Annotated in this window: 17 protein-coding genes and 1 riboswitch; of the genes, 4 read left to right on the top strand and 13 right to left on the bottom strand. The window is 70.8% G+C overall.

The genetic code is table 11. The annotated features are described in order from the left end of the window. Nucleotides 1-88 precede the first annotated feature (88 nt). Both RBH18_RS15805 and RBH18_RS15800 read right to left on the bottom strand, forming a co-directional pair. Nucleotides 89-1513, bottom strand: coding sequence for a glycine hydroxymethyltransferase (locus RBH18_RS15805; RefSeq protein WP_306208356.1), 1425 nt, complete (start codon nucleotides 1511-1513; stop codon nucleotides 89-91). 19 nt (nucleotides 1514-1532) lie between these two features. Further along, nucleotides 1533-1627, bottom strand: a riboswitch (ZMP/ZTP riboswitch). 64 nt (nucleotides 1628-1691) lie between these two features. Beyond that, nucleotides 1692-2924: a Fic family protein gene (locus RBH18_RS15800; RefSeq protein ID WP_306208354.1), complete on the bottom strand. Its 1233-nt coding sequence runs from the start codon at nucleotides 2922-2924 to the stop codon at nucleotides 1692-1694. 300 nt (nucleotides 2925-3224) lie between these two features. Here RBH18_RS15800 and erm point away from each other — a divergent pair, with 300 nt between their 5' ends. Further along, on the top strand, nucleotides 3225-3986 hold the full coding sequence (gene erm, locus RBH18_RS15795; RefSeq protein ID WP_306208352.1) for a 23S ribosomal RNA methyltransferase Erm: 762 nt from the start codon (nucleotides 3225-3227) through the stop codon (nucleotides 3984-3986). A 50-nt stretch (nucleotides 3987-4036) separates the two neighbouring features. On the opposite strand, the gene RBH18_RS15790 is transcribed toward erm, so the two are convergent. The 10 genes from RBH18_RS15790 to RBH18_RS15745 all read right to left on the bottom strand — a co-directional run bounded on the left by RBH18_RS15790 (nucleotide 4037) and on the right by RBH18_RS15745 (nucleotide 18744). Beyond that, a complete protein-coding gene (locus RBH18_RS15790; RefSeq protein WP_306208350.1) occupies nucleotides 4037-5689 on the bottom strand; it encodes a methyl-accepting chemotaxis protein in 1653 nt (550 codons plus the stop codon). A 64-nt stretch (nucleotides 5690-5753) separates the two neighbouring features. Then, entirely contained in the window at nucleotides 5754-8726 is a 2973-nt protein-coding gene (locus tag RBH18_RS15785; protein WP_306208347.1) for a discoidin domain-containing protein, read from the bottom strand. Nucleotides 8727-9014: 288 nt separating this feature from the next. Continuing rightward, nucleotides 9015-11264, bottom strand: a complete 2250-nt coding sequence (locus tag RBH18_RS15780; protein WP_306208345.1) for a family 43 glycosylhydrolase — start codon at nucleotides 11262-11264, stop codon at nucleotides 9015-9017. A gap of 19 nt (nucleotides 11265-11283) precedes the next feature. Then, entirely contained in the window at nucleotides 11284-12192 is a 909-nt protein-coding gene (locus tag RBH18_RS15775; RefSeq protein WP_306208343.1) for a formylglycine-generating enzyme family protein, read from the bottom strand. Then, nucleotides 12189-13598, bottom strand: coding sequence for a sulfatase family protein (locus tag RBH18_RS15770; protein WP_306208341.1), 1410 nt, complete (start codon nucleotides 13596-13598; stop codon nucleotides 12189-12191). The genes RBH18_RS15775 and RBH18_RS15770 overlap by 4 nt, the downstream gene beginning before the upstream one ends. Then, entirely contained in the window at nucleotides 13595-15061 is a 1467-nt protein-coding gene (locus tag RBH18_RS15765) for a sulfatase-like hydrolase/transferase (RefSeq protein WP_306208339.1), read from the bottom strand. Before RBH18_RS15765 ends, RBH18_RS15770 begins: the two co-directional genes overlap by 4 nt. Then, a complete protein-coding gene (locus tag RBH18_RS15760) occupies nucleotides 15058-16044 on the bottom strand; it encodes an aliphatic sulfonate ABC transporter substrate-binding protein (RefSeq protein WP_306208338.1) in 987 nt (328 codons plus the stop codon). Before RBH18_RS15760 ends, RBH18_RS15765 begins: the two co-directional genes overlap by 4 nt. Continuing rightward, nucleotides 16041-16802: an ABC transporter ATP-binding protein gene (locus RBH18_RS15755; RefSeq protein ID WP_306208336.1), complete on the bottom strand. Its 762-nt coding sequence runs from the start codon at nucleotides 16800-16802 to the stop codon at nucleotides 16041-16043. Before RBH18_RS15755 ends, RBH18_RS15760 begins: the two co-directional genes overlap by 4 nt. Then, entirely contained in the window at nucleotides 16799-17608 is an 810-nt protein-coding gene (locus RBH18_RS15750) for an ABC transporter permease (RefSeq protein WP_306208334.1), read from the bottom strand. The genes RBH18_RS15755 and RBH18_RS15750 overlap by 4 nt, the downstream gene beginning before the upstream one ends. Continuing rightward, the gene (locus tag RBH18_RS15745; protein WP_306208332.1) at nucleotides 17605-18744 is read right to left on the bottom strand and encodes an ROK family transcriptional regulator; all 1140 of its coding nucleotides are present in this window, start codon (nucleotides 18742-18744) and stop codon (nucleotides 17605-17607) included. The genes RBH18_RS15750 and RBH18_RS15745 overlap by 4 nt, the downstream gene beginning before the upstream one ends. A gap of 340 nt (nucleotides 18745-19084) precedes the next feature. Here RBH18_RS15745 and RBH18_RS15740 point away from each other — a divergent pair, with 340 nt between their 5' ends. Next, a complete protein-coding gene (locus RBH18_RS15740) occupies nucleotides 19085-19921 on the top strand; it encodes a helix-turn-helix transcriptional regulator (protein WP_306208330.1) in 837 nt (278 codons plus the stop codon). A gap of 1 nt (nucleotide 19922) precedes the next feature. Here the strand turns inward: RBH18_RS15740 and RBH18_RS15735 are convergent, their stop codons facing one another. Beyond that, nucleotides 19923-20729: an SDR family NAD(P)-dependent oxidoreductase gene (locus RBH18_RS15735; RefSeq protein ID WP_306208328.1), complete on the bottom strand. Its 807-nt coding sequence runs from the start codon at nucleotides 20727-20729 to the stop codon at nucleotides 19923-19925. A 101-nt stretch (nucleotides 20730-20830) separates the two neighbouring features. Here RBH18_RS15735 and RBH18_RS15730 point away from each other — a divergent pair, with 101 nt between their 5' ends. Next, nucleotides 20831-22015 (top strand): zinc-dependent alcohol dehydrogenase, encoded by a 1185-nt coding sequence (locus tag RBH18_RS15730; RefSeq protein ID WP_306208326.1) that lies wholly within the window; start codon nucleotides 20831-20833, stop codon nucleotides 22013-22015. Nucleotides 22016-22072: 57 nt separating this feature from the next. After that, nucleotides 22073-22582 carry an LURP-one-related/scramblase family protein gene (locus tag RBH18_RS15725; RefSeq protein WP_306208324.1) on the top strand — a complete coding sequence of 170 codons (510 nt, stop codon included), beginning with the start codon at nucleotides 22073-22075 and terminating at the stop codon, nucleotides 22580-22582. The last annotated feature ends 430 nt before the right edge of the window (nucleotides 22583-23012 follow it).

The following is a 23012-nucleotide window of genomic DNA, read 5'->3' as shown; positions in this document are numbered from 1 at the left end:
CACTCCCCGGGCCGAAGTTGTCCGGCCGAACGCCGGATGCCGCCCGGCCCCTTCCGGGCCGGACGGCATCCGCGGTGTCACGAGGGTGTCAGGCGCCCAGGTCCACGCTCGGGTAGAGCGGGAAGCCGCCGAGCAGCTCGTTCGCCGCCTTGCTCACGCCGTCGCTGACAGCGGGGTCGAGGTCGAACTTCGCCTTGCTCGCGCCGGCCTTCGTCTGGCTGAGCACGGTGTGCATGAGCTCCGCGATCTGGTCCATCTCCGCCACGCCGAGCCCGCGGGTCGTGAGGGCGGGCGTGCCGACCCGGATGCCGGAGGTGTACCACGCGCCGTTCGGGTCGGACGGGATCGCGTTGCGGTTGGTGACGATGCCGCTGTCGAGCAGCGCCTGCTCCGCCTGGCGGCCGGTCAGGCCGTACTTGTCGACGTCGAGCAGCACCAGGTGGTTGTCGGTGCCGCCGCTGACCAGCGTGGCGCCGCGCCGCTTGAGGCCCTCGGCGAGCGCCTGGCTGTTGGCGACGATGCGCTGCGCGTAGTCGGCGAACTCGGGGCGCCGGGCCTCCGCGAACGCGATCGCCTTGGCGGCCATGACGTGCGCGAGCGGGCCGCCGAGCACCATCGGGCAGCCGCGGTCGACCTGGTCGGCGAGCTCGGGGCCGGCGAACACCGCGCCACCGCGCGGGCCACGCAGGCTCTTGTGGGTGGTGGTCGTCACGATGTGGGCGTGCTCGATCGGGTTGAAGTCGCCCGTGAACACCTTGCCCGCCACCAGGCCGGCGAAGTGCGCCATGTCGACCATGAACGTCGCGCCGACCTCGTCGGCGATCTCGCGCATCGTGGCGAAGTTCACCTTGCGGGGGTACGCCGAGTAGCCGCCCACGATCACGGCCGGCTTGAATTCCCTGGCGGTCTCGCGCAGCGCCGCGTAGTCGATCTGGCCGGTGGCCGGGTCGACGCCGTAGGAGCGCTGGTCGAACATCTTGCCGGAGATGTTGGGCCGGAACCCGTGCGTCAGGTGACCGCCGGCGTCGAGGCTCATGCCCAGCATGCGCTGGTTGCCGAAGGCGGCGCGCAGCTCGGCCCACTCGGCGTCGGACAGGTCGTTGATCTGGCGCTTCTCGAACTTCTTGAGATAGGGCACCTCGACCCGGTCGGCCAGGATCGCCCAGTAGGCCACGAGGTTGGCGTCGATGCCGGAGTGCGGCTGCACGTACGCGTACTCCGCCCCGAACAGCGCCTTGGCGTGCTCGACGGCGACCGACTCGACGGTGTCGACATTCTGGCAGCCGGCGTAGAACCGGCGGCCGATCGTGCCCTCCGCATACTTGTCGGAGAACCAGTTGCCCATCGCGAGCAGCACGGCGGGAGACGCATAATTCTCGGACGCGATCAGCTTGAGCGACTCGCGCTGGTCGTGCAGCTCCTTCGCGATCGCGTCGGCGATGCGCGGCTCGACGGCACGCACGGCGTCGAGCGCGGCGCGGAATGCGGTCGATTCGGCGTTGAGATCGGACATCGGACCTCCCTATCACAGGTGATGAGGCCCAGGCGCGCGGCAGGTCACCCCGAAGGGGGTGCGGCCGCTCCCCGATGGTTGGTCCATCCGATCACGCCAGTCACGGCCTGCGGGCAAGCATACCGGCGTCCCGGCCGCAGGTCACATCGATGATCGGCAGCCGCCGCACCCGCCGGGTTCAGGGCAGCCCGCGACGGATCATGGCGGCGTAGTCGTCGAGCACACCGAGAATGCCCGAGTGCTGCCAGATCCGATTCCGGCGCAGGCCGGTGCGCTCCACCAGCACCTCGCGGTCCACCAACAGGTCAAGGGTCCGCTTGGCCGTGACGTCGTTCATGCCCAGCTCGGACGTCAGGTATCTGGTGTTGACCACGGGCTGGCCCACCAGCTTGGACAGGACCCCCCAGGCCGCAGCATGCGGGCGGACTCCCGCCAGCTTCTCCCGCGCCTCCGCCAACTGGTTCGCGAGGGCATCCACCAGGATCCGGCCCGAAGCCGCGGCGAATCGGGCCGCGTCGGAGAAGCGATGCACGACGGGGCCCGCATCGCCCGCACGAAAGGCCGTGAGCGCGGCGAAATAGGTGCCGACGTCGGTCAGCAGGCCTGCCGAGATGGGCACGGTCACATGCCGTACCAAGCCCTTCCCCCGCAGCATCGACTGAGCCAGCGCCCGCCCCGTCCGGCCGTTGCCGTCGACGAACGGGTGGATCGTCTCGAACTGCGCATGAGCGGCCGCGACCTGCACAAGCACGGGAATGTCGTCGCGTTCGGCAAAGGCGACCGTGTCCCGGACGGCTGCCAGAATCCGGCCGTGATCCGGGGCGACGAAGTCGGCGCCGATCGGTCCCGCGTTGTCGCGCCCGATCCACACGGCTTCGCTCCGGAATCGGCCGGCGTGGTGCTCGAAGCCCGGTTGGTGCCGCATCAGCTCCCGGTGCATCGTGAGGATCGCCGTCTCGTCGACGTTGTCGGCAAGAGCCAGTGCCGCCTCCATGGCTCGAACGTTGCCGACGACGACCTGAGCGTTCGGTTTGTCACTCTGCCCGATCTCGGCAAGCGCCAGTTGCCGGGCGCTCGTGGTCAGATTCTCGATCTGCGAACTCGAGGCGCTCTCCGTGCGGAGCAGGATCGCGGACATCGGCCCGAGTGCGGGGCTGCCGGCACCGAGCGTCCGCAATGCGTGTGAGTCGAAGTCGACCAGCGCACGAGCACCATCCTCGACATCCGCCGCGACAGAGGTGGGCAACCGAGGTTGCCAATCGGCCAGCGACGCTGTGACGATCGACTGATACGTGCCTCGCTGCCGGCGCGTCTCCGCCCGGGAGAAGTGCCCGTTCTCGGACGGTGTCCACACCTGGTCCTCGTAGGTCGCGGCAGGAACGGGGACCGCAACCGTGTCTTCGGTAACCACACGACCACCTTACTTACACTTCCACGAGGAAGCGTAAGTAAGGTTGACCGTTCCTTGCACTTCCCGGGGAAAACGGCGTGACAGGCTGGAGACGGGCTGCATAGGGTCGCGGCCATGATGGTGGGGATGTTCGCGCCGGCGTTCTTCTCGGTGCGGGTGCGACCGGGGCGTCTTGCCCTGGGCTGTCGCGCCGCCTGACGGTTTCCGGCCGCGCTGCTGCCAGGGCCCACGTGTCCCTCGACACGGACGGGCCGCGCTGACGCCTGTCCGTGCCCACGCGCGGCTGACAGGACTCCCGTTATGGCTTTTTCCGAACACGTGCGCGCCCGCCGGGCGTACGGGCAGAATTTTCTCGCTGATCCCCGGGCGGTCCGGGCCTTTCTCGCGGCGGCCGGCGTCCGGCGCGACGAGCTGGTGCTGGAGGTGGGCGCCGGGCGGGGCAGCTTGACCGCCGGGCTGGTGCGGCAGGCGCGGCGCGTGGTCGCCTTCGAGGTCGATCCCGCGATGGCGGCGGCCCTGCCGCGCAGGCCGGGGCTCACGGTGCGCCCGGAGGACTTCCTGGCCACGGCTGCACCGTCCGAGCCCTTCGCCGTCGTGGGCAACGTCCCCTACGCCCTCACGTCGGCCGTGGTCGAATGGTGCCTCGACGCGCCCGCGCTCACCACGGCGACCCTGCTGACCCAGCTGGAGTACGCCCGCAAGCGCACCGGCGACTACGGCCGCTGGTCCCGCCTCACCGTCCGCACCTGGCCCCGCACCAGCTGGCGCCTCGCGGGCACGGTCCCCCGCACCGCGTTCCGCCCGGTCCCGGCCGTCGACGGCGGCATCCTGCGCCTGGAGAACCGCCCGGCGCCCCTGGTCCCGGACCCGTCCCGCTGGCGGGCCTTCGTGGACCTCGGCTTCACCGGTACGGGCGGCTCCCTGCACGCCACGCTGCGGCCCCGCTTCGGTGCCCGCCGCACGGATGCCGCCTTCCAGGCCACCCGCCTGAGCCGGGACCTCCCCGTCGGCCGCGTCTGGCCCGAACAGTGGCTCACCCTCTACCGCCTGCTGACGCGGTGAACGACAAACGGCGCCGGGCTGGGGAGCCCGGCGCCGTTTGTCGGAGATTCTCAGACGCGGAAGCGTTCCGCGACCGTGCGGAGCTCGGTGGCCACCCGGTTGAGCTGGCCGACCGCGTCGTCGGCTTCGATCAGGGTGCTGCTGGTGGCCTCGGCGCTCTGGGCGACGCCGTTGATGTTGGCGGCGATGGTGGAGCTGCTGCCGGCGGCCTCGCCGATGCTGCGGCTCATCTCGCCGGTGGTGGCGGTCTGCTCCTCGACGGCGGAGGCGATGGTGACCTGGTAGTCGTTGATGCGCTGGATGATCTGCGAGATCTCGCCGATGGCCTCGACGGCGCTGCTCGTGTCGGCCTGGATGGTCTCGACGCGGCGGGAGATGTCCTCGGTGGCCTTGGCGGTCTCCTGGGCGAGGTCCTTGACCTCGGAGGCGACCACGGCGAAGCCCTTGCCCGCCTCGCCGGCGCGGGCGGCCTCGATGGTGGCGTTCAGGGCCAGCAGGTTGGTCTGCTCGGCGATGGCGGTGATGACCTTGACCACGTCGCCGATCTCGGCGGACGAGGTGCCCAGCTTGGCGACGGTCTCGTTGGTGCTCTGGGCGACGCCGACGGCGCTGGAGGCGACCTGGGCGGCGTCGTTGGCGTTCTGGGCGATCTCGCGGATGGAGGCGCCCATCTGGTCGCTGCCCGCGGCGACGGACTGGACCGAGCCGGAGACGTCGCCGGCGGCCGCGGCGACCAGGCCGGCCTGGGCGGCGGCCTCGCGGGCGCTCTCGCCGATGCGGGCGGTGACGCCGGTGAGCCGGTTGGTGCTGGCGCCGAGGTCCTGGGCGCCGCTGGTGAGCTGGGCGACGGTGCCGCGCAGGCCCTCGCGGGCGCGGTTGACGGCCACGGCCATGCTGCCCAGCTCGTCGCGAGAGCGGACGTCGGCGGCGACGGTGAGATCGTTCTCGGCGACCGCGCCGAGGGCGGTGGAGACCGTGGCGAGCTGGCGCTTGATGACCTCGATGACGAAGACGGTCAGCGCCGAGGCGAGGATGATGCCGCAGATCAGCGCCACGATGATGAAGGTGCGGGACTCGGCGGCCTCCGCCGCGGCCTTGGCGGCGAGGGCGTCGGCCGCGGTGTCCTCGGCCTTCTGGAGCTCGGCGATCGCCGCGTTCATGTCGCTCTCGATGCTGTCGAACTCCGTGCCGACCGCGTCGCCGCTGGGCAGCGTGTAGCCCGCCGCCAGAGCCTCGCCGAAGAGGATGGTGTTCCGCAGCGCCTTGTAGTGGTCGTAGGCGCCCTCGAAGGTGCTGAGGATCTGCAGCCGGTCCGGTGACTCGGCGGCGATCGTCCGGTATCCCTCGACACCCGCTCCGACCTGAGCGTCGCCCGCCTTCGTGGCAGCGACGGCGTTCTTCTTGTCCGTGTCGTTGGCGGCGATGTAGTAGACGACCTCGCCCCTGTACATGGCGCCCAGGCCCGCGCGAATGTCCGCGACCTCCTGCAGGCTGTCGACGTGGTCGGCCTTCATCATGTCCAGGTCGGCGCTCAGGTCGCTGACCCGCACGAGGGCGAGCAGGCCAACCAGCAGGGCGACGATCCCCATCGCGGCGGCGGCCATGCCGGTCTTGGCGGCAAGTTTCCGATCGGCGAGCCAGCCGAGGAGCGGGTTACGACGGACGGTGACCTGAACGGGGCCGTTCAGCTGCGACTTGGGCACGATGCCTCCACTTGACGGTACGCAGAAATAATCGCGCCCGGAGCGGGACAACTGAGGCAAATCGTCAAAGCACGGCAAACTCCACCAGTTCGGCGTCGCCGGGGCGCCAGCCGTCGACCACGACGGCCACATACCGGGCGGGGGTACCGGCGGCGGGGAGCGGAATGTAGTGGCGGCCGTCGCGCGACACCTCGATCCGGTGCGCCGGGCGGCGCCCCTTTCCCCAGGTCAGCACGGTTTTCTGCACGGTCTCCTCGCGCTCGAGGTCGACGACCATGCGCCCGGCCGGCCCGGGGCGCCACGACGTCGCCGGGTCGCCGTCCACCGCGCGGTCCGGCGAGGTCATGCCGGCGGGCAGGGGCGAGGTCGGGAAGGTCACACGTCCGCGGGCCAGGTCGGCCGTCGGCGTGATCGGCACCCCGGGGACAGTGACGGTGCGCTCGGCCCCGGCGGGCACCCGCACCTGGCGTGACCAGCTGCCCGCCCGGAGCCGGACCGCCACGGGCCGCGCGGCGGGCGCCGTCACGACGACCCGGTGCGAGTCGGCGACGGTGAAGGACGTGCCGGTCGGCGGCTCGCCCTCGACCTCGAAGCGCGGCGGCTCGACCAGGGCGGACCCGCCGCCCACACTCACCGGCAGCTCCAGGCCACGGGTCGTCACCGCCTGCCGGCCGCGATAGAGCCGCCGGCGCGAGGGCAGCACCACCGGGACGTCCTCGACCGGGTCGGGCGTGAGGTTGAAGACGCTGAGGTAGCCGTCGGCGTCACTCACGGTGAGCCCCTTGGCGGCCGGCATCGGGCGGGCGGCCGCCCGGGCGAGGTCCGTGCGCGTGTCCGCATAGCCCTCGATCAGGGGCGCGGGGGCGGTGATCCCGGTCGCCGTGACGGTGATGGTGCCGGGGCCGCCGTGCGTGACCACGCCCGCCCGGCCGTCGATGCCGACCCAGCGCGAGGCGGTGCGCGCGGTCGGGACGGCCACCGCGTCGGTCCAGGTCACGGCGTCGGTCGAGGTCTGGATGACGAAGCTCTTGCCGTACGCGGCCTCCCACGTGATGCGCACCCCGGCGACCCGGACGGGCGAGCCGAGGTCGACCGCGAGCCAGCTGTCGCCCCGGCCACGCTCCTCGGTCGCGACGGCCCAGCGGGTGTCCGGGTTGCCGTCGGTCGCGTGGCGCGCCGGGTACCACATGTTCTCCGAGGAGGCGACGGGCATCGCGCCCTGGGCCAGGTCGGCGCCCTCGGTGTCGAGCACCGCGAAGGTCCAGATGGAGTAGCCGTACTCGGTGGCGGGCTCGCGGCCCAGCATCCGCACGTAGCGGGCCTCGCGGGGCGGGAACGGCAGGTCGCCGGTGATCTCGTCGCGCAGCTCGGCGCGGCCGCCCGCCCACGTGAACGCGCGCTTGCCGGTCAGCCCGGGCACGCCCGGCATGGTCATGTTGAAGAGCGTCAGCCCGCCCTCGCCGGGCAGCCCGGTGCTCGCATAGACGACGGTGCCGGTGGGCAGCGTGGTGAAGCCCGCATAGCCCTCGCTCACCGCGAGCACGGTCGCGGTCGCGTCGACCCCGTCCCGGCACATCCTGTACGCCCGGCGCGTGCTCTCGGTCGGCGTCACGCCCGGCGGCAGGAACACCGGCTGCCGCACGTCGACGAGCCAGTTGTCGTGCCCCGGCTGCCACACGAACCGCGTGAACTCCTCCTTGGCGGACGCCGCGGCGAAGGCGTTCGCCGACTGGTGCACCGCCAGGCCGGTCCGGGCGCCGAAGTCGCGGGTGCCACTGGCCGCGGCGAAGAACTGCTGCGAGGTGACCGGCTCGACCGGCTTCGCGCGCAGCTGATGGAAGAGGTACGCGATGGCGACCTCGGCGCGCGCCTCCGGCTCGTACTTCTCCTCGCCGCTGAACTTCGTGAGCCGGAACTCGGGGGCGTAGCGCGTGTAGGGCTCCAGCCGGGCCGCCAGGTCCGCCTCGGCGCGCGCCGCGTCGCGGTCGCCCTGGACCTGGGCGAGGAAGGCGAGCGGCAGGACGTCCCGGCCGTAGAGGTGGTAGCGGTCGGTGACCATCGGCATGACCGGCTCGCCGGCGTCGCTGGCCAGCAGCCGCAGGGTGCGCCAGAGCTGGGCGCCGCTGGGCTGGTGGGTGAGCACCTCGGGCAGCGGGCGCCCGGCGACGAGGAAGTGGATCGCGGCGCGCCCGGCCGTGCGCCACAGCTCCGCCTGGTAATGCGGGTTGACCGCGTCGTGGTTCTCCACGACGAACGAGTCGTGCAGGTTGTGCGCGGTCATGAGGCGGTCGAGGCGCTCGCCGTCGACGACCGCGGGGTTGGCCAGGTCGGCGGCGGGCAACCCGCTGGCGTTGGCCGCCCACTGGACGAAGCGCCGGCGCCACTCCTGCGCCGGGTCGCCGGCCCCGGCCCACGCGAGGCCCGGGGCGAGCGCCTGCGCGTAGACGCCCATCTCCTCGAGCTTGGTGTCGTCGCGGTAGCCGCCGGCGGTGCCGTTCGGCGACCAGTCGCCGCTCATCGGGTCGTCGCCCGCGCCCAGCCCGTACGCATAGGCGGCCTGACCGACGGCGATCGCCTGCACCGCGGCCTGGGTCGCCGCGTCGAGCTTGTCCCAGAGCAGGCGGGCGGCGAGGACGAAGTAGAGCTCGAACGTCGAGTCCCAGAAGAGCTGCCGCCCCCACCCGGAACCGCCGGCCAGCCTGTTCGTGGCGGCATAGTGCCGGATCGTGGCGACCGTGTGCGCGCGCAGGATCGTCTTCTCCACGCCGGCGAGCGCGGGGTCGTATTCCTCCATGCCGAGCACGACCGCGTTGCCGAGCACCGAGACGAAGCGGAAATCGGCGCCGCTGTATGCCCTGATCGAGGGATCCCACTGCTCCTCGACCCAGCGCGTGTGCAGGAGCAGCACCCGGCGATAGATCGCGGCCACCGGGCCGAGCGGCGTGGCGGCGGCTTGCGCGGGCACCCCGGGGAGGGCGACGAAAGCGCTGCTCAGCCCGGCCAGCGTGAGCAGTTGGCGGCGCGACAGCGGCAGCAAGAGGGACCTCCGAGGGGTGCGGATGCCCCGCAAAGCTTTCGCTCTACGCCCAAAGCCTGTCAAATCGGCGAGACGCCGAGCCGGCCCGCCGCACGAGCCGCGAAACGCCGGCGCCGGCCCGCCCCGCAAGCCGCGGAACGCCGGCGCCAGCTCGCCCCGCGAGCCGCGAAACGCCGGCGCCAGCTCGCCCCGCAAAGCGCGAAGCGCCGCCCCGCGAAGCACGGAAGCCGGACCGGGCAGGCCCGCCACAAGGCGGAACGGCCCGGACCGGCCCCGGCGCACCGGCGATCAGCAGCCGGTCACCGGATTCTCCGCGGCATACGTACGAACGTAGTCGAACGTCCCCGTCGCCCCCGCTGTGTTCATCGACACCAGCCCGAGCTTCAGCGGCCCGCCGCGCGGGAACGACCAGGCGCCGCCCCACTCCCACGTGACGCCGTCAGTGCTGGAAGCCATGCGCACGTCGTTGCTGTTCGTCGCCGCGTCGTAGTGGTAGGCCAGCCGGAGCCACTCGGTGGGCGTCGCCGGGCCGCCGAACATCGGGCCGGCGAACGTCGCCCCGGTCGAGACCCGGGTGTGCTCCTTCGTGAACTCGGTGGTCTGCTGGACGGCGGCCGGCCCGTACGTGGTCAGCGGCAGGACCGAGTGCACCAGCTTCACGAACTTGTCGTCCGTCTCGTAGAGCACCAGGCCGGCCTGCTGGTTGCCGCGCGTACCGTCGAAGGTCAGTTTGGTTTCGACCACGAAGTCGGTGGGCGGCACGTCGCGGGTCAGCACGGACGCCGAGTTGTCGCCGAGGTAGAGCTCCTTGGCCTGCGTCGGCCACACCAGCGAGCCGCCGGCCAGGGAGACCCCGGGGTCACCGCGCACCCAGGTCCAGCCGGCGCCGAGCGCGGAGCCGTCGAACTCGTCCGAGTACGCGGTGAGCTGCGCGCCCAGGCGAGGATCCGTCACCTTCTGCGTGACCGGGCGGTAGAGCGGCGCGGCCCCCAGGTTGTCCACGTCTGCCGCACCGGATTGGGAAACCGCCCCGATCCGGCCGGTCGAGTAGCCCGCCGGCACCGTCACGTCCACGCTCGCCACGGCGTCGTGCAGCCGGTCCGCCGACACTTCGACGTGCAGCTCCCGGCCCCGCTTCTCGGCGGCCACCGTGTGCCACGAGGCGTAGTCGAAGGTCGCGGGCAGCGCCGCCGTCGTCTGCTTGCCGCCCACCGACACGACCAGCCGCCGCGTCGAACTGTCCAGCCAGGCGGCGATCTGCTTCGACGACGACTGGTACGCGAGCACGATGCCGGCGGCGGTACCGCGCACGTCACCCTCGACCCGCACGTCCCCGGCGACGGCAGCGTCGCTCAGCACGGTCGAAGGCTTCGACGTGGCCAGGTGACCGTCCACGAGCGGCCAGTTCCGGCCGAAGCCGGCGGCCGAGGCGAAGGTGCTGCCGACCGTCCAGGTGGTGACCGGGGCTGTCTGCGGGGCCGCCGAGGGGCCGGCTCCCGCGTTCACGACGGGCCAGCCGCCGATCCAGTCGAGGCGGTCGATCAGCAGCGGCCGCCGGGTGAGGTTGAGGGTGGCGCCGTTCGCGCCGGTGATCGGGCCGAAGTCCGGGGCCGTCTCGGCGATGCCGTGGTAGACGAGCCAGTCCTGCCCGGCCAGGTCGGTGGTGATCGAGTTGTGCCCGGGGCCCACCCAGCCGTTGCCGCTGGCCGCGACGACGATGCCGTCCTTGCTGGTGTCGTCGAGCAGGTTCACGCCGCCGGGGCTGAGGAACGGGCCGGTCGGCGAGGTGGCCCGGCCGACCTTGGTCACGTACCCGCTGAAGGCACCGTCGCAGCAGCCGCCGTCGGAATAGAAAAGGTAGTAATAGCCGCCGCGGTGCACGACGAAGCCGCCCTCGGCCCGGCGCCCGCGCGCGATTGTCGTGACGGCGCCGGTGACGGCCGTGGCGTCCGCGTTCATCCGCGCCACGCAGATCGTGTCGTAACTGCCCCAGTAGAGATAGTGCGACCCGTCGGTGTCGGTGAACATCGCCTGGTCGATGGTGCCGCTGGGGCAGCCGCCACCGTTCGGCACGACCTGACCGCGGTCGGTCCACGGGCCGTCGGGGTTCGGGCTGGTGGCGAGCCCGATGCCGCCGACCGACAGCGAATAGGTGAGGTGGTACTCGCCGTCGAGATAGCGGATGTCCGGCGCCCATTGGCGGGCGGCGGCGGGCCACCACGCCGGCTTGGCGGTCAGGGCGAAGACATCCCCCTCGTACGTCCAATGGGTCAGATCCGTGGAGCTGAGGATCGGCAGAATGTGCTCACCCCGCTCCCCCGAGCTGTAGAAGATCGGGTTCGTGGTGCCGTAGGCGTACCACTTCCCGTCCTTGGCCTTGATCGTCGCCGGGTCGGGGAAGGTGTCGACGGTCCCGGCGCTGACCGGGTTGGTGTAGGTCGCGGCCTTCGGTGCGGCCGCGACGGGGCGGGACGGGGTGGCGGCCGTGAGGCCGGCCGTCACGAGGAGCAGGGACAGGAGAGCGGGGGTTTTACGCATCCGTGCGTGTCCTCCACAGCTATAGCGAAACCGTGCGGAATCCCGTGTTGCCTGTTGAGGAATCGGGGGTGTTCGACGAGCGGGCCGCATTGCGGTAGCGGTTGCAGTACGAGTCGTGGCACAGATAGGAGCCGCCGCGGATCACGCGGGCGGCGCCCAGGGACGGGCCTCGTGGATCGTCCACGGGAGACCTGCTGTAGTAATGCGGGGAGAACCAGTCGGCGCACCATTCCCAGACGTTGCCGACGGGCTGGAAAAGACCGAGACCGTTGGGGGCGTACGAGCGGACGGGCGCGGTGGTGAGCCAGCCGTCCTCGGCCGTGTTGTCCACCGGGAAATCGCCCTGCCAGATGTTGCAGGCCCAGTCGGCCGGCAGTTCGTCGCCCCACGGATAGCGCTTTCCGGCGAGGCCGCCGCGGGCCGCGCATTCCCATTCCGCCTCGGTGGGCAGGCGCCGGCCGGCCCACGTGCAGTAGGCCTGGGCGTCGTTCCAGCTGACGTGCACGACGGGGTGGTCGTCGCGGGCCGCCGACGAGGGGCCGTCGGGGTGTGCCCAGTCGGCGCCCTCGACGCCGAGCCACCAGGGCGTGCCGGCCAGCCGCCCGGCCACACGATCGGGATCGGACACGGCGAGGTGGAAGACGGCGGACCAGCCGAAGCGCTCGGCCTCGGTGCGGTAACCCGTCGCTTCGACGAAGGCCCGGAAGTCTTCGACGGTCACGGTGGTGACATCGATGGAGAAGCCCCGCAGCCGTACGGGATGCAGCGGCGTCTCGCCGTCGGGGCGCGCGCCGTCGCCCTGGGCGTCGCCCATCACGAAGGTCTGTCCGGGGACCGCCGCTTGACAGATGCCGTGGCGGCCCCCGGTCGGCAGGGCCGGCACGGGCAGCGCGGGGCGGTCCGCCGAGGGAGAGCAGCAGGCGCTCATCGCTGCCCCGGGTGCGGCTTGTCGAGCAGGCGGGCCTGTTCCCGCGCCAGGCGCCGGGCGAGGTCGTCGCGGATCGGCGCGTACGCCGGGTCGTGGTAGACGTTGCGCAGCTCGCGCGGGTCCTCGGCGAGGTCGTAGAGCTCCCACTCGCCGGGGTAGGTGAACGATCCGGTGCCGGCCAGGCCGAGCCCGTCGTTGTAGAAGTAGATCAGCTTGTAACGGTCGGTGCGGTAGCCGTAGTGCGCCGGCGCCTTGTGGAAGACGTCGTCGTGCTCCCAATAGCGGTAGTACATGCCGTCCACCGGCGGATCCGCGGGCGTGCCGAGCAGGTCGGGCCAGAAGCTGCGGCCCTGCATGCGAGGGTGCGGCTCGACACCGGCCGCCGCCAGGATCGTCTGCGCCCAGTCCACATTGGTGACGATGTCGGTGAACGGCTCGCCCGGTTCGACCACGCGCGGGTAGCTGAGGACGAGCGGCATGCGCAGCGATTCCTCGTACATGAACCGCTTGTCGAACCAGCCGTGGTCGCCGAGGAAGAAGCCCTGGTCGGAGGCGTACATGAGGAGCGTGTCGGCGAACTCGCCGCGCTCGCGGAGGCGGTCGGTGACGCGGCCGACACTCTCGTCGACGGCGGCCACGCAGCGCAGGTAGTCCTGCATGAAGCGCTGGTACTTCCAGAGCGCCTCGTCCTCGTACGACAGGCCGGGCGGCGGATCCTCCTTGAGATCCTCCCGGGTGAGGTGCTCGGCGATGCGCATGGCGGCGCGGCGTGCCGAGGAGCTCCGCGTCGCGTAGTCGTCGTCGAAGGTCGACGGCACCGGGATGTCGTGGTCGAACAGGTGCGCGTGCCGGGGGTGCGGGACCCAGGGCCGGTGCGGGGCCTTGTGGTAGAGCAGCAGGCACCACGGATCGTCGCCCTCCAGCGACGAGAGCCATCGCAGGGCCAGGTCGGTCAGCACGTCGGTCGTGTAGCCCGGCTCGATCCGCAGGCCGTCCTTCGACAGCAGCTGCGGATCGTTGTACTCGCCCTGGTCGATCAACACGTCCCAGTAGTCGAAGTGCTGCGGGTCGTGCCCCGGCCCCTCGCCCATGTGCCACTTGCCGACCATCGCCGTCCGATAGCCGGCCCGCTTCAGCAGCGACACGAACGTGGGCTGCGCCGCGTCGATCGGCGTCACGAGCGTGGTCACGCCGTTGACGTGGCTGTACGTTCCGGTCAGGATGCTGGCCCGGCTGGGCGAACACAGCGAGTTGGTCGCGAAACAGTTGTCGAAGCGGCGGCCCAGCGCCGCGATCTCGTCGATCCGCGGAGTCGAATTCACCACCGACCCGTACGCCGAAATCGCGTGCGCCGCGTGATCGTCCGTGAGGATCATCGCGATGTTGGGCCGCCGCTGTGCGCTCACTTGTAGGACGCCTCGTCGAGGCCGCTCTGCGTGGGATCGTGGTCGACCTCGCCGATCTCGTACATCGAGGTCATCCAGTGGTAGAACCGGTCGTCCCGCTCGACCAGCAGCCCGTACAAGCGCTTGAGCATCCGCCCCCGAACGGAAGCCATCTCGGGGTGCCGGTAGATGTTGATCAGCTCGTCCGGGTCGTTCTCCAGGTCGTACAGCTCGTTGGTCGAGTCGGGGTTGACCACGAGCTTGTAGCGGTCCTCGCGGAGCATGCGCTGCGGGTACGGGAAGTGGTGCCCGTGGAACTCGCCGACGATGTCCTGCTGCCACTCCGGGTGCTCGCCCCGGACCAGCGGCACGAGGCTGCGCGAGTCGACGGCCTGCTCGGTGGGGAGCCCCGCGAGGTCGAGGATCGTGGCCGTGCAGTCGAGCAGGCTCACGAACTCGCGGCGCACCTGCGGCTGCGCGCCGGGGATGCGGACGATGCCGGGCGTACGGTAGATGTCCTCGTACATGGCCGGGCCCTTGTCGTGCAGCCGGTGGGAGCCGGTGAACTCGCCGTGGTCGCACGTGAAGAAGACCGACGTCTCCTCGCGCAGGCCGAGCTCGTCGAGGGCGGCGAGGATCCGGCCGATCTGCTCGTCGATCAGCGTCACGTAGCCCCAGTAGACCGCGATGAGCTTGCGCGTCGTCTCGATCGGCATGGTGTCGAAGGTCCAGTGCGCGCTGTAGTTGCGCTGCACGGGCGGCTTGCCCTCGAACGTCTCGGCGATCGACTTGGGCAGCGGCACGGTCGACGGATCGACCATGTCGAAGTACTCGTCCGGCACGATGTAGGGCAGGTGCGGGCCGAAGAAGTGCGTGGACAGGTAGAACGGCTTGCCCTCGGCGGCGTACTTCCGCATCAGCTCGATGGTCCGGGTGGCCAGGTAGTACTCGAAGGTCGCCTCGACCGGCTGGTGCAGCCGGGCAGCGAGCAGGTTGCCCGGCCCGCCGTTCGGCAGCGTGCCGCGGATGCGGTCACTGATCTCGTACGGCGGGAGGTCATTGTCCTTCAGATAGGCCAGATAGTCCGGGGCGTCCACCGGGTTGTGCCATCCCGGCAGCTCCGGCCCGTCGAACCCGTAGTCCGCGTGGGACTTACGAGTGCCGGCGTGCCACTTGCCGACGAGCCCGGTGTTCCAGCCCCGCTCCCGCAGCGCCTCGGGGAAGGTGAACGTCCCGTCCGGCAGGTCCTCCTGGTAGCCGACGTTCCGCTCGTGGTTGGCCAGGACCTTGTGCCGGAAGGGTGCCTGCCCGGTGAGCAGGCTCGCCCGCGAGGGAGTGCAGATCGCGGTCGGCGTGTACCAGCGGTCGAAGCGGGTGCCGGTGGCCGCCAGCTCGTCCAGGTGCGGGGTGCGGGCGAGCGGATTCCCGTACGCCCCCAGGGTGTCCGCCCGATGCTGGTCGGTCATGAGGAACAGCACATTCATGCGGCAGCCTTGGTAAAGAGGTCACCCAAGTAGTAGGACTTCGGATCGGGGTTCTCGGTCAGCTTCTTGGCACCGACAAAGTAATCGCCCATCCCCTTGAGCCACTTGTCGATCGTGCCGTCGGACGTGTAGCCGTCGAGCGTCTTCGAGTCGAGCATCTCGCTGTTGGCGGCGTCCGCCTCGACCGCGGCCTCGTCCTGCTTGAGCATCGCCGCGACCAGCTTGACCGTGGCGTCGCTGTTGGCCTTGCGGTAGTCCATCGCCTCGCGCAGCACCTTGAGCACCTTGGTGGTCTTGTCGGTGTCCTTGGCGGCGTCGTTGGACGAGACGAACGCGGTCGGGAACGACACGGTGTCCGCGAAGTCGGCGTCCTTGGCCAGCTCGACCAGGTCGGGCTTCTTGGCCTTGATGGTGTTGAGCAGCGGGTACCAGATGCCGGCGGCGTCGATCTGGCCCGAGCCGAAGGCCGTGACGATGGTCGCGGCCTCCATCGGCACGCGCTGGATGTCGTCGTTGGTGAGCCCGGCCTTCTGCAGCGCCAGCGTGAGGATCATGTCGCCGGAGGTGCCCTCGGGGACGCCGACCTTCTTGCCCTTGAGCTGTGCCAGGTCGGTGATGCCGGCCTGCGCGATCACCCGGTCGGCGTTGCCCAGCGAGTTGAGCGACACGATCTTCGCCTTGCCGGAGGCGGGCAGCCACACCGCGCCCGGGCCGATGTAGCCGAAGTCGAGGTCGCCCGCGTTGAGCGCGGTGACCTGCAGCGGGCCGTTGGTGAACACCTTGGTGCTGACCTCGAGGCCGTGCTTCTCCCACAGCTTCTGGTCGTTCGCCACGGCGAGCAGGCTCGTGCCGTTGTAGTCGCCGATGTAGCCGAAGTTGACCTTCGTCGTGCCTCCGCCGCCGGAGGCAGCGGAGTCGTCGTTGCCGCAGGCCGCCAGCGTCAGCGCGGCCGCGGCACCGAAAATCAAAGAACGTCGCTTCATGCGGGGGTCTCCTGGTGGTAGACGGCATTCCACACGCGGTTGCGCAGGGCCGTGAAGGCGGGGCTGAGCCGCAGCTCGTCGTTGCGGGGGTAGGGCAGATCGACGTCGATGATCTCGACGATGCGGCCGGGGCGGGCCGCCATCACGACGACCCGGTTGGCCAGGAAGACGGCCTCGTCGACGTCGTGGGTGATGAAGACGACCGTGCGCTTCTCCTGGCTCCACGTGGCGAGGAGCTGGTCCTGCAGCCGGACGCGGGTGAGGGCGTCGACCGCGCCGAACGGCTCGTCCATGAGCAGGATCGAGGGGTTCACGGCGTACGCGCGGGCGATGGCGACGCGCTGCTTCATGCCGCCGGAGAGCGTCTTGGGCAGGGCGTCGGCGAACTGCGTCAGCCCCACGAGGTCGATGAAGTGGTCGGCGATGCGGCGCCGCTCGTCGCGCCCCACGCCCTTGGTCCTGAGGCCGAACTCCACGTTCTTGCGGACGGTCAGCCAGGGGAAGAGCGCGTACTGCTGGAAGATGACGCCGCGCTCCGGGCCGGGACCCTTGATGGCCTTGCCGTCGAGCAGGGCCCGGCCGCTGGTCGGCTCCTCGAGGCCGGCGAGGATGTTCATGAGCGTGGTCTTGCCGCAGCCGGACGGGCCGACGACGGTGACGAACTCGTTGTCCGCCAGCTCCAGCGACACGTCGCCGAGGGCGGTGAACGTCTCGCCCTGGAGCGGGAAGGTCTTGTGGACCCGGTCGATGGTGATCATCGGCGTTCCTGCCATCCGGTGAGCTTCGCCTCGGCGAACAGGAGGATCCGGTCCATCAGCAGGCCGAGGATGCCGATGGTGATCAGCCCGACGAAGATGGTCGGGAGGTCGTAGTAGAGCTGGGCGCTCTGCATCCGGTAGCCGAGGCCCTCCTGGGCGGCGATCAGCTCGGCGGCGACCAGGGTGGCCCACGAGGAGCCCAGGCCCACCCGCATGCCGACGAGGATGAAGGGCGTGGAGGCGGGCACGACGACCCGGGCGAAGATGACCCGGTCGTTCGCGCCGAGCACGCGGGCGGCGTTGATGAGGGTCCGGTCGACGTTGACCACGCCCTGGAAGGTCGAGATCACGCAGGCCAGGAAGGAGGCCAGGAAGATGACGAAGATCTTCGGGGTCTCCTCGATGCCCATCAGGACCACGGCCAGCGGGATGATCGCGAGCGGCGGGATCGTGCGGAAGAACTGCACCCACGGCTCGACCAGGCCGCGCACCCAGCCGTACCAGCCCATGCCGAAGCCGACCGGGATCGCCAGGGCGACCCCCAGGACGAACCCGACGAGTACGCGGCGCAGGCTCGCGCCGATGTCGGTGATGAGCGTCCCGTCGGCGATCAGCTCGCCGTAGCGCTTCAGCACCTCGGGCGGCGCCGGGATGTCGAAGCCGGCCAGCGACAGCGCCCACCAGACGCCGATGCCCAGCACCACGGAGACGGCGTTGAGCAGCAGCATGCGGCCGCCGCGGCCCCCTCGCCGGGCCCGGGGCGGGTCCTGCGTCCGCGCCGGAGCGGGGTTCTCGACCAGTGTCATGCCTTGCTCCCTGCGGGGTCGGGGTAGCCCGCGAGCAGCGGGGACTGCCGGTAGAGGGCGGCGATCGCGCCGCGGGCACCGTCATCGTCGCCCAGCCGGGCCGCCCGGATGCGCGGTCCGGCGGCCAGGTCAGCCTCGATCAGCTCACGGGTACGGGTGACGATGCCCGGCGCCGCGGCGACGAGCCGGCCGCCGATGACGATCTCCTCGGGGTCCAGCAGCAGCGCCGCCCCGGCCAGGGCCCGGCTCACCGCCTCGGCCGCGCGCTCGATCGCCGCGGCGGCGACGGGCTCGCCCGCGTCCAGGGCCACGGCCAGGTCCTCGATCGCGGCGAGCCGGGCCGCGCGCAGCACCGCCGGGACCGAGGCGACCGTCTCCAGGCAGCCGCGCCGGCCGCAGCGGCAGACGTCGCCGGCGCTGTCGGTGAGGAGGTGGCCGAACTCGCCGGCGCCGCCGTGCCGGCCGGCCACCAGCCGCCCGCCGACCACCAGGCCGCCGCCGATGCCGTCGGAGAGCCGGACGTAGAGCAGGTCGCGGGCCTCGTCGCCCTCGGTCATCGCCTCGGCGAGCGCCGCGAAGCGGGTGTTGTTGTCCACGGTCACCGGGGCGGAGAAGCGGGCGCCGAAGGAGGCGAGCACCTCCTCGCGCACCTCGGTGGCGGGCCGGGGACCGGCGACGCCCACCCCGACGCCCTGCAGCGCGCGGAACGTGACGCCGGACTCCCGGCTCACCCGGTCGATCAGGGCGAAGGCGGCGGCCAGGCGGTCGGACCAGGGCGTCTCGGCGGCGTACGAGCTGTGGCCCTGGGCGATGATCTCGTGCGCGGCGTCGGCCACGGCGACCCGGACCCGGTTGTGCCCGAGGTCGACGCCGAGGAACTGGCCGGAGTGCGGGTCGAGGGCGAGCAGCTCGGCGGGGCGGCCGCTGCCGGTGCGTACCCCGGCATCGGTGTTGACCTTGACTATCGCGCCCCGGGCGAGCAGCTCGCCGGTGATCTCCGACAGCGTGGTGCGGGACAGTCCGACGTGCGTGGCGATCTGGGCCCGGCTCAGCGCGCCGCGCTCGCGCAGCAGGGACAGGACACGCTCCTCGTGAGCGCGCCTGACCAGCGCATGGACGCCTTCGGTTACGGGCACGTGACGAAGGTAGAACCGGCCGAATTTTTCCGTCAACGGTCCGGCAGAATTATTCTCTACCTCACAGGTGGGAGAAGCATGCTCGGGCGGTGCGGCGCCGCCGGGCGAACGGGTCGCCGGCGCGCACGACTGCCAACTTTCCCGCGACTTGGTTCCGGAACCAGGATTACTTGCTTGTTAACAGATGCATCGAAGAGACTGGCTGCACCGTCCCCCGGTCCGTTCCCACGGAGCGCCGGCCAGCGTCCCCATGGCCGGCGCTCCGCCATGTCCAGGGACCACCTGTCCCCGGATATGTGAACACTTCCTGCGGGGCGGTCCCGCGAGTCACCCTGGAGCCATGACCGATCGCGCCCAGCTCGCCGACTTCCTGCGTACGCGAAGGGAAGTGCTGCAGCCGGAAGACGTCGGCCTGCCGCGCGGCCCACGCCGGCGCACCGGGGGCCTGCGGCGTGAGGAGGTCGCCGCACTCAGCGGCATGTCGGCCGACTACTACGGCCGCATCGAGCAGCAGCGCGGCCCGCTGCCGTCCGAGCAGATGCTGGCCGCGATCTCCCGGGGCCTGCGGCTCTCCCTCGACGAGCGGGACCACTTGTTCCGGCTCGCCGGGCACGCGACGCCGCGCCGCACGGTGCACACCGAGCACGTCGGGCCCGGCCTCATGCGCATCCTGGACCGGCTGGCCGACACCCCGGCGCAGGTGCTGAGCGGGCTCGGCGAGACGCTGCTGCAGACCCGGCCCGCGGTCGGGCTGCTCGGCGACGACCTGCGCTGGACCGGCCTCGACAGGGCGATGGTGCACCGCTGGTACACGGATCCGACGTCCCGGGTCATCTATCCCGAGGAGGATCACGGCCTGCACGGGCGCACCTTCACGGCGCAGCTGCGGATCGCCTACGCCCGCGACGGCAAGACCTCCCGGGCGGCCGAGATCGTGGAGTCCCTGCTGGCCGCCAGCGCCGATTTCCGTACGGAATGGGCCCGTCACGAGGTCAGCGAGGCGCACCTCGACGCCAAGCGGATCGCCCACCCGGAGCTCGGCATCCTCCACGTCAACTGCCAGACGATGATCGACCCGGGCTCGGCGCAGGTGCTGCTGGTCTTCACCGCCGCCCCCGGGACCGAGAGCTACGAGAAGCTGCAGCTGCTCTCGGTCATCGGGGACCAGCGGATCTGACTCATTTGGCGGAGCCGGGCTCGGCCATCTTCTCGTGCATCTTGGCCTTGAGAGCGTCCGGCATGACCTTGGAGGCCGCGCCCTGGACCTTGGTCTTCACCGAGCCGGCGACGACCTTCTCCTCGCCCTTCATCAGCGCCTCGAAGCCCTGCTTCGCCACGACCGCCGGGTCGTCCTTCTTGCCCGCGCCGACGTTGGTGTCGTCCATGTCCGCGCGGTGGAAGAAGTTGGTGTCCGTGGGCCCGGGCATCAGCGCGGTCACCGTGACGCCGGTGTCCTTGAGCTCGGCGCGTACGCCCTCGGCGAAGGACTGCACGAACGACTTCGACGCGTTGTAGACCGCCTGGTAGGTGCCGGGCATCATCGAGGCGATCGACGAGGTGAAGAGCACCTTGCCGCCGCCCTGCTCGATGAGGTCGGGCAGCACCCGCTTGGCGAGGTGCACGGTCGAGGTGACGTTGACGTCGATGACGTTCAGCTCGTCCTCGAGGTTGGTGTCGCGGGCGAAGTCGCCGCCGATGCCCCGGCCGGCGTTGATGGCGATCGCGGCGACGGGCCGGCCGGTCGCCTTGATCTCGGCGTACAGGTGCTCCACGCCGTCGAAGGTGGCCAGGTCCGTCCGGACCGCGGTCACCTGGTTCTGGCCGTCGCGCCGCAGGTCCACCGCGGCCTGGTCGATGCCGTCGTCCTCGGCCGCGATGAGCAGGTCGTATCCGTTCTCAACGAACTGACGGGCCAGCTCGTAGCCGATGCCGCTGGAGGCACCGGTGACCACGGCGAGCTCGCGTCCGGTGGGTGTCGTTGTCATGCCCCCGGGGTGCCCCGAAGGCTGCCCGCTAATCACGCTCGGCAAGGCATATGTGGTCGCGCGCCGGGCACCAGATCGACTGACGACGACCGGAGGAAACCATGCGCGCACTGACCTGGCAGGGCACCTCGAAGGTGTCCGTGGAGGACGTCCCGGACCCCAAGATCGAGGAGCCGACGGACGCGATCATCAAGATCACGTCGACCGCGATCTGCGGTTCCGACCTGCACCTCTACGACGTGCTCGGCGCGTACCTGGACAAGGGCGACGTGCTCGGCCACGAGCCGATGGGCATCGTCGAGGAGGTCGGGCCCGAGGTCACCCACATCCGCCCGGGCGACCGGGTGGTCATCCCCTTCAACATCTCCTGCGGGCACTGCTTCTACTGCCGCAAGGGCTACTACGCCCAGTGCGAGACCACGCAGAACAAGGATCAGCAGAAGGGCGCCTCGCTCTTCGGCTACACCAAGCTGTACGGGCAGGTGCCCGGCGGCCAGGCGGAGTACCTGCGCGTGCCGCAGGCGCACTTCGGGCCGATCCGGGTGCCGAACGGCCTGCCGGACGAGCGGTTCCTCTTCCTCTCCGACGTGCTGACCACCTCGTGGCAGGCCGCGAAGTGGGCCGACATCGAGCCGGGCGGCACGGTCTTCGTGACGGGCCTGGGCCCGATCGGGCAGATGACGGCCCGCATCGCGCGGCACCTCGGCGCGGAGCGGGTCATCGCCGTCGACAACGTGCCCGAGCGCCTCGCCATGGCGCAGCGGCACGGCGTCGAGACGCTCAACTTCGACGAGGTCGACGACGTGGTCGGCGCGGTGCTGGACCTGACGAACGGCCGGGGCGCGGACAGCGTGGTCGAGGCGGTCGGCATGGAGGCGCACGGCACGCCGTTCCAGGAGTTCGCCCAGCGGGCGGCCGGGCTGCTGCCCGACGCGGTGGCGCGCAAGGCGATCGACAAGGCCGGCATCGACCGGATGGCCGCGCTGCGCACGTGCTTCGCCGCGGTCCGGCGCGCCGGCACGGTCTCGATCATCGGCGTGTACGGCGGCCAGGCCGACCCGATGCCGATGATGGACCTCTTCGACAAGGGCATCACCATGCGCATGGGCCAGGCGCACGTCAAGCACTGGGTGGACGACATCATGCCCCTGCTCACCGGCGACGGCGACCCGCTCGGGGTGGACGACCTGGTCACGCACCGGGTGCCGCTCGAGGAGGCGCCGCAGGCGTACGACATGTTCAAGAACAAGGAGGACGGCTGCATCAAGGTGGTCCTCAAGCCGTGATCAGGTTCTTCGGCGGGCGGCGCTTACGGCTCGCCCGCCGGGGGCACACTGGGCGCCATGTTTGTGATCCGTGAGAAGTTCTTCTCCATCGGCGACGACTTCGACGTGCTCGACGAGAACGGCACCAAGCTCTACCGGGTGGACGGCAAGGTCTTCAGCGTCCGCAACCGGGTCGTCATCGAGGACGCGGCCGGCAACGAGGTCGCCAGCGTCCACCGGCAGCTGGTGGCGCTGCGCCCGACCTACGAGATCCGGATCGGCGGCGAGAAGGCGGCCGAGGTGCGCAAGAAGCTCCTCACGCCGTTCCGGGACAAGTTCACCATCGACGTCCCCGGGCCCGACGACCTGACGATGAAGGGCGACCTGCTCGACCACGAGTACGTCATCGAGCTGGGCGGCGAGGAGGTGGCCGCGGTGTCGAAGCGCTGGCTGTCGATCCGCGACACCTATGCCGTCCAGGTCACGGCGAACGTGGAGCCGCTGCTCATCATCGGCAGCGTGCTGGCCCTGGACCTCGCCCTGGACCGCGAGGAGAAGAAGAAGGAGGACAAGGAGAAGGACGACTGAGCCGTGGTGATCACCACAGGTCACCCGTCCGTGCGGGGACCACTCGCGGTCAAACCGGGGCAAAACACGTGATAATGCGATGTATTCGCACCGCTACATAACGTGACTCATACTTTCGGCTAGTCATGGCTCGACCGCTCGGATAAGGTCGTCGTAACCGAACGGCCAAGCGTGCCCGGATGACGGTGGTCCCATCGATCGCCGTCGACCGGGAAGCCGATAGTTGACACCCCGCCCGACTCGGGTCCGGCTGCCGCCGGACCGGCTCTCCGGACAGGTGCCAGGGAGGACCACGGAATGACTGTCACCCAGTCGACCGCCACGACCACGTCGACCGACTCCTCGACGAGGATCGGCGAGGCGCCCGCGGACAGCGCCTCCGACCTGCTCAACGCGATGGCCGCGATGCCGGCCGGGCACCCGTCGCGCG

The sequence above is a fragment of the Actinoplanes oryzae genome, from assembly GCF_030757795.1.
GTDB lineage: Bacteria > Actinomycetota > Actinomycetes > Mycobacteriales > Micromonosporaceae > Actinoplanes.
This window is presented reverse-complemented; position numbering and strand designations above follow the sequence as displayed.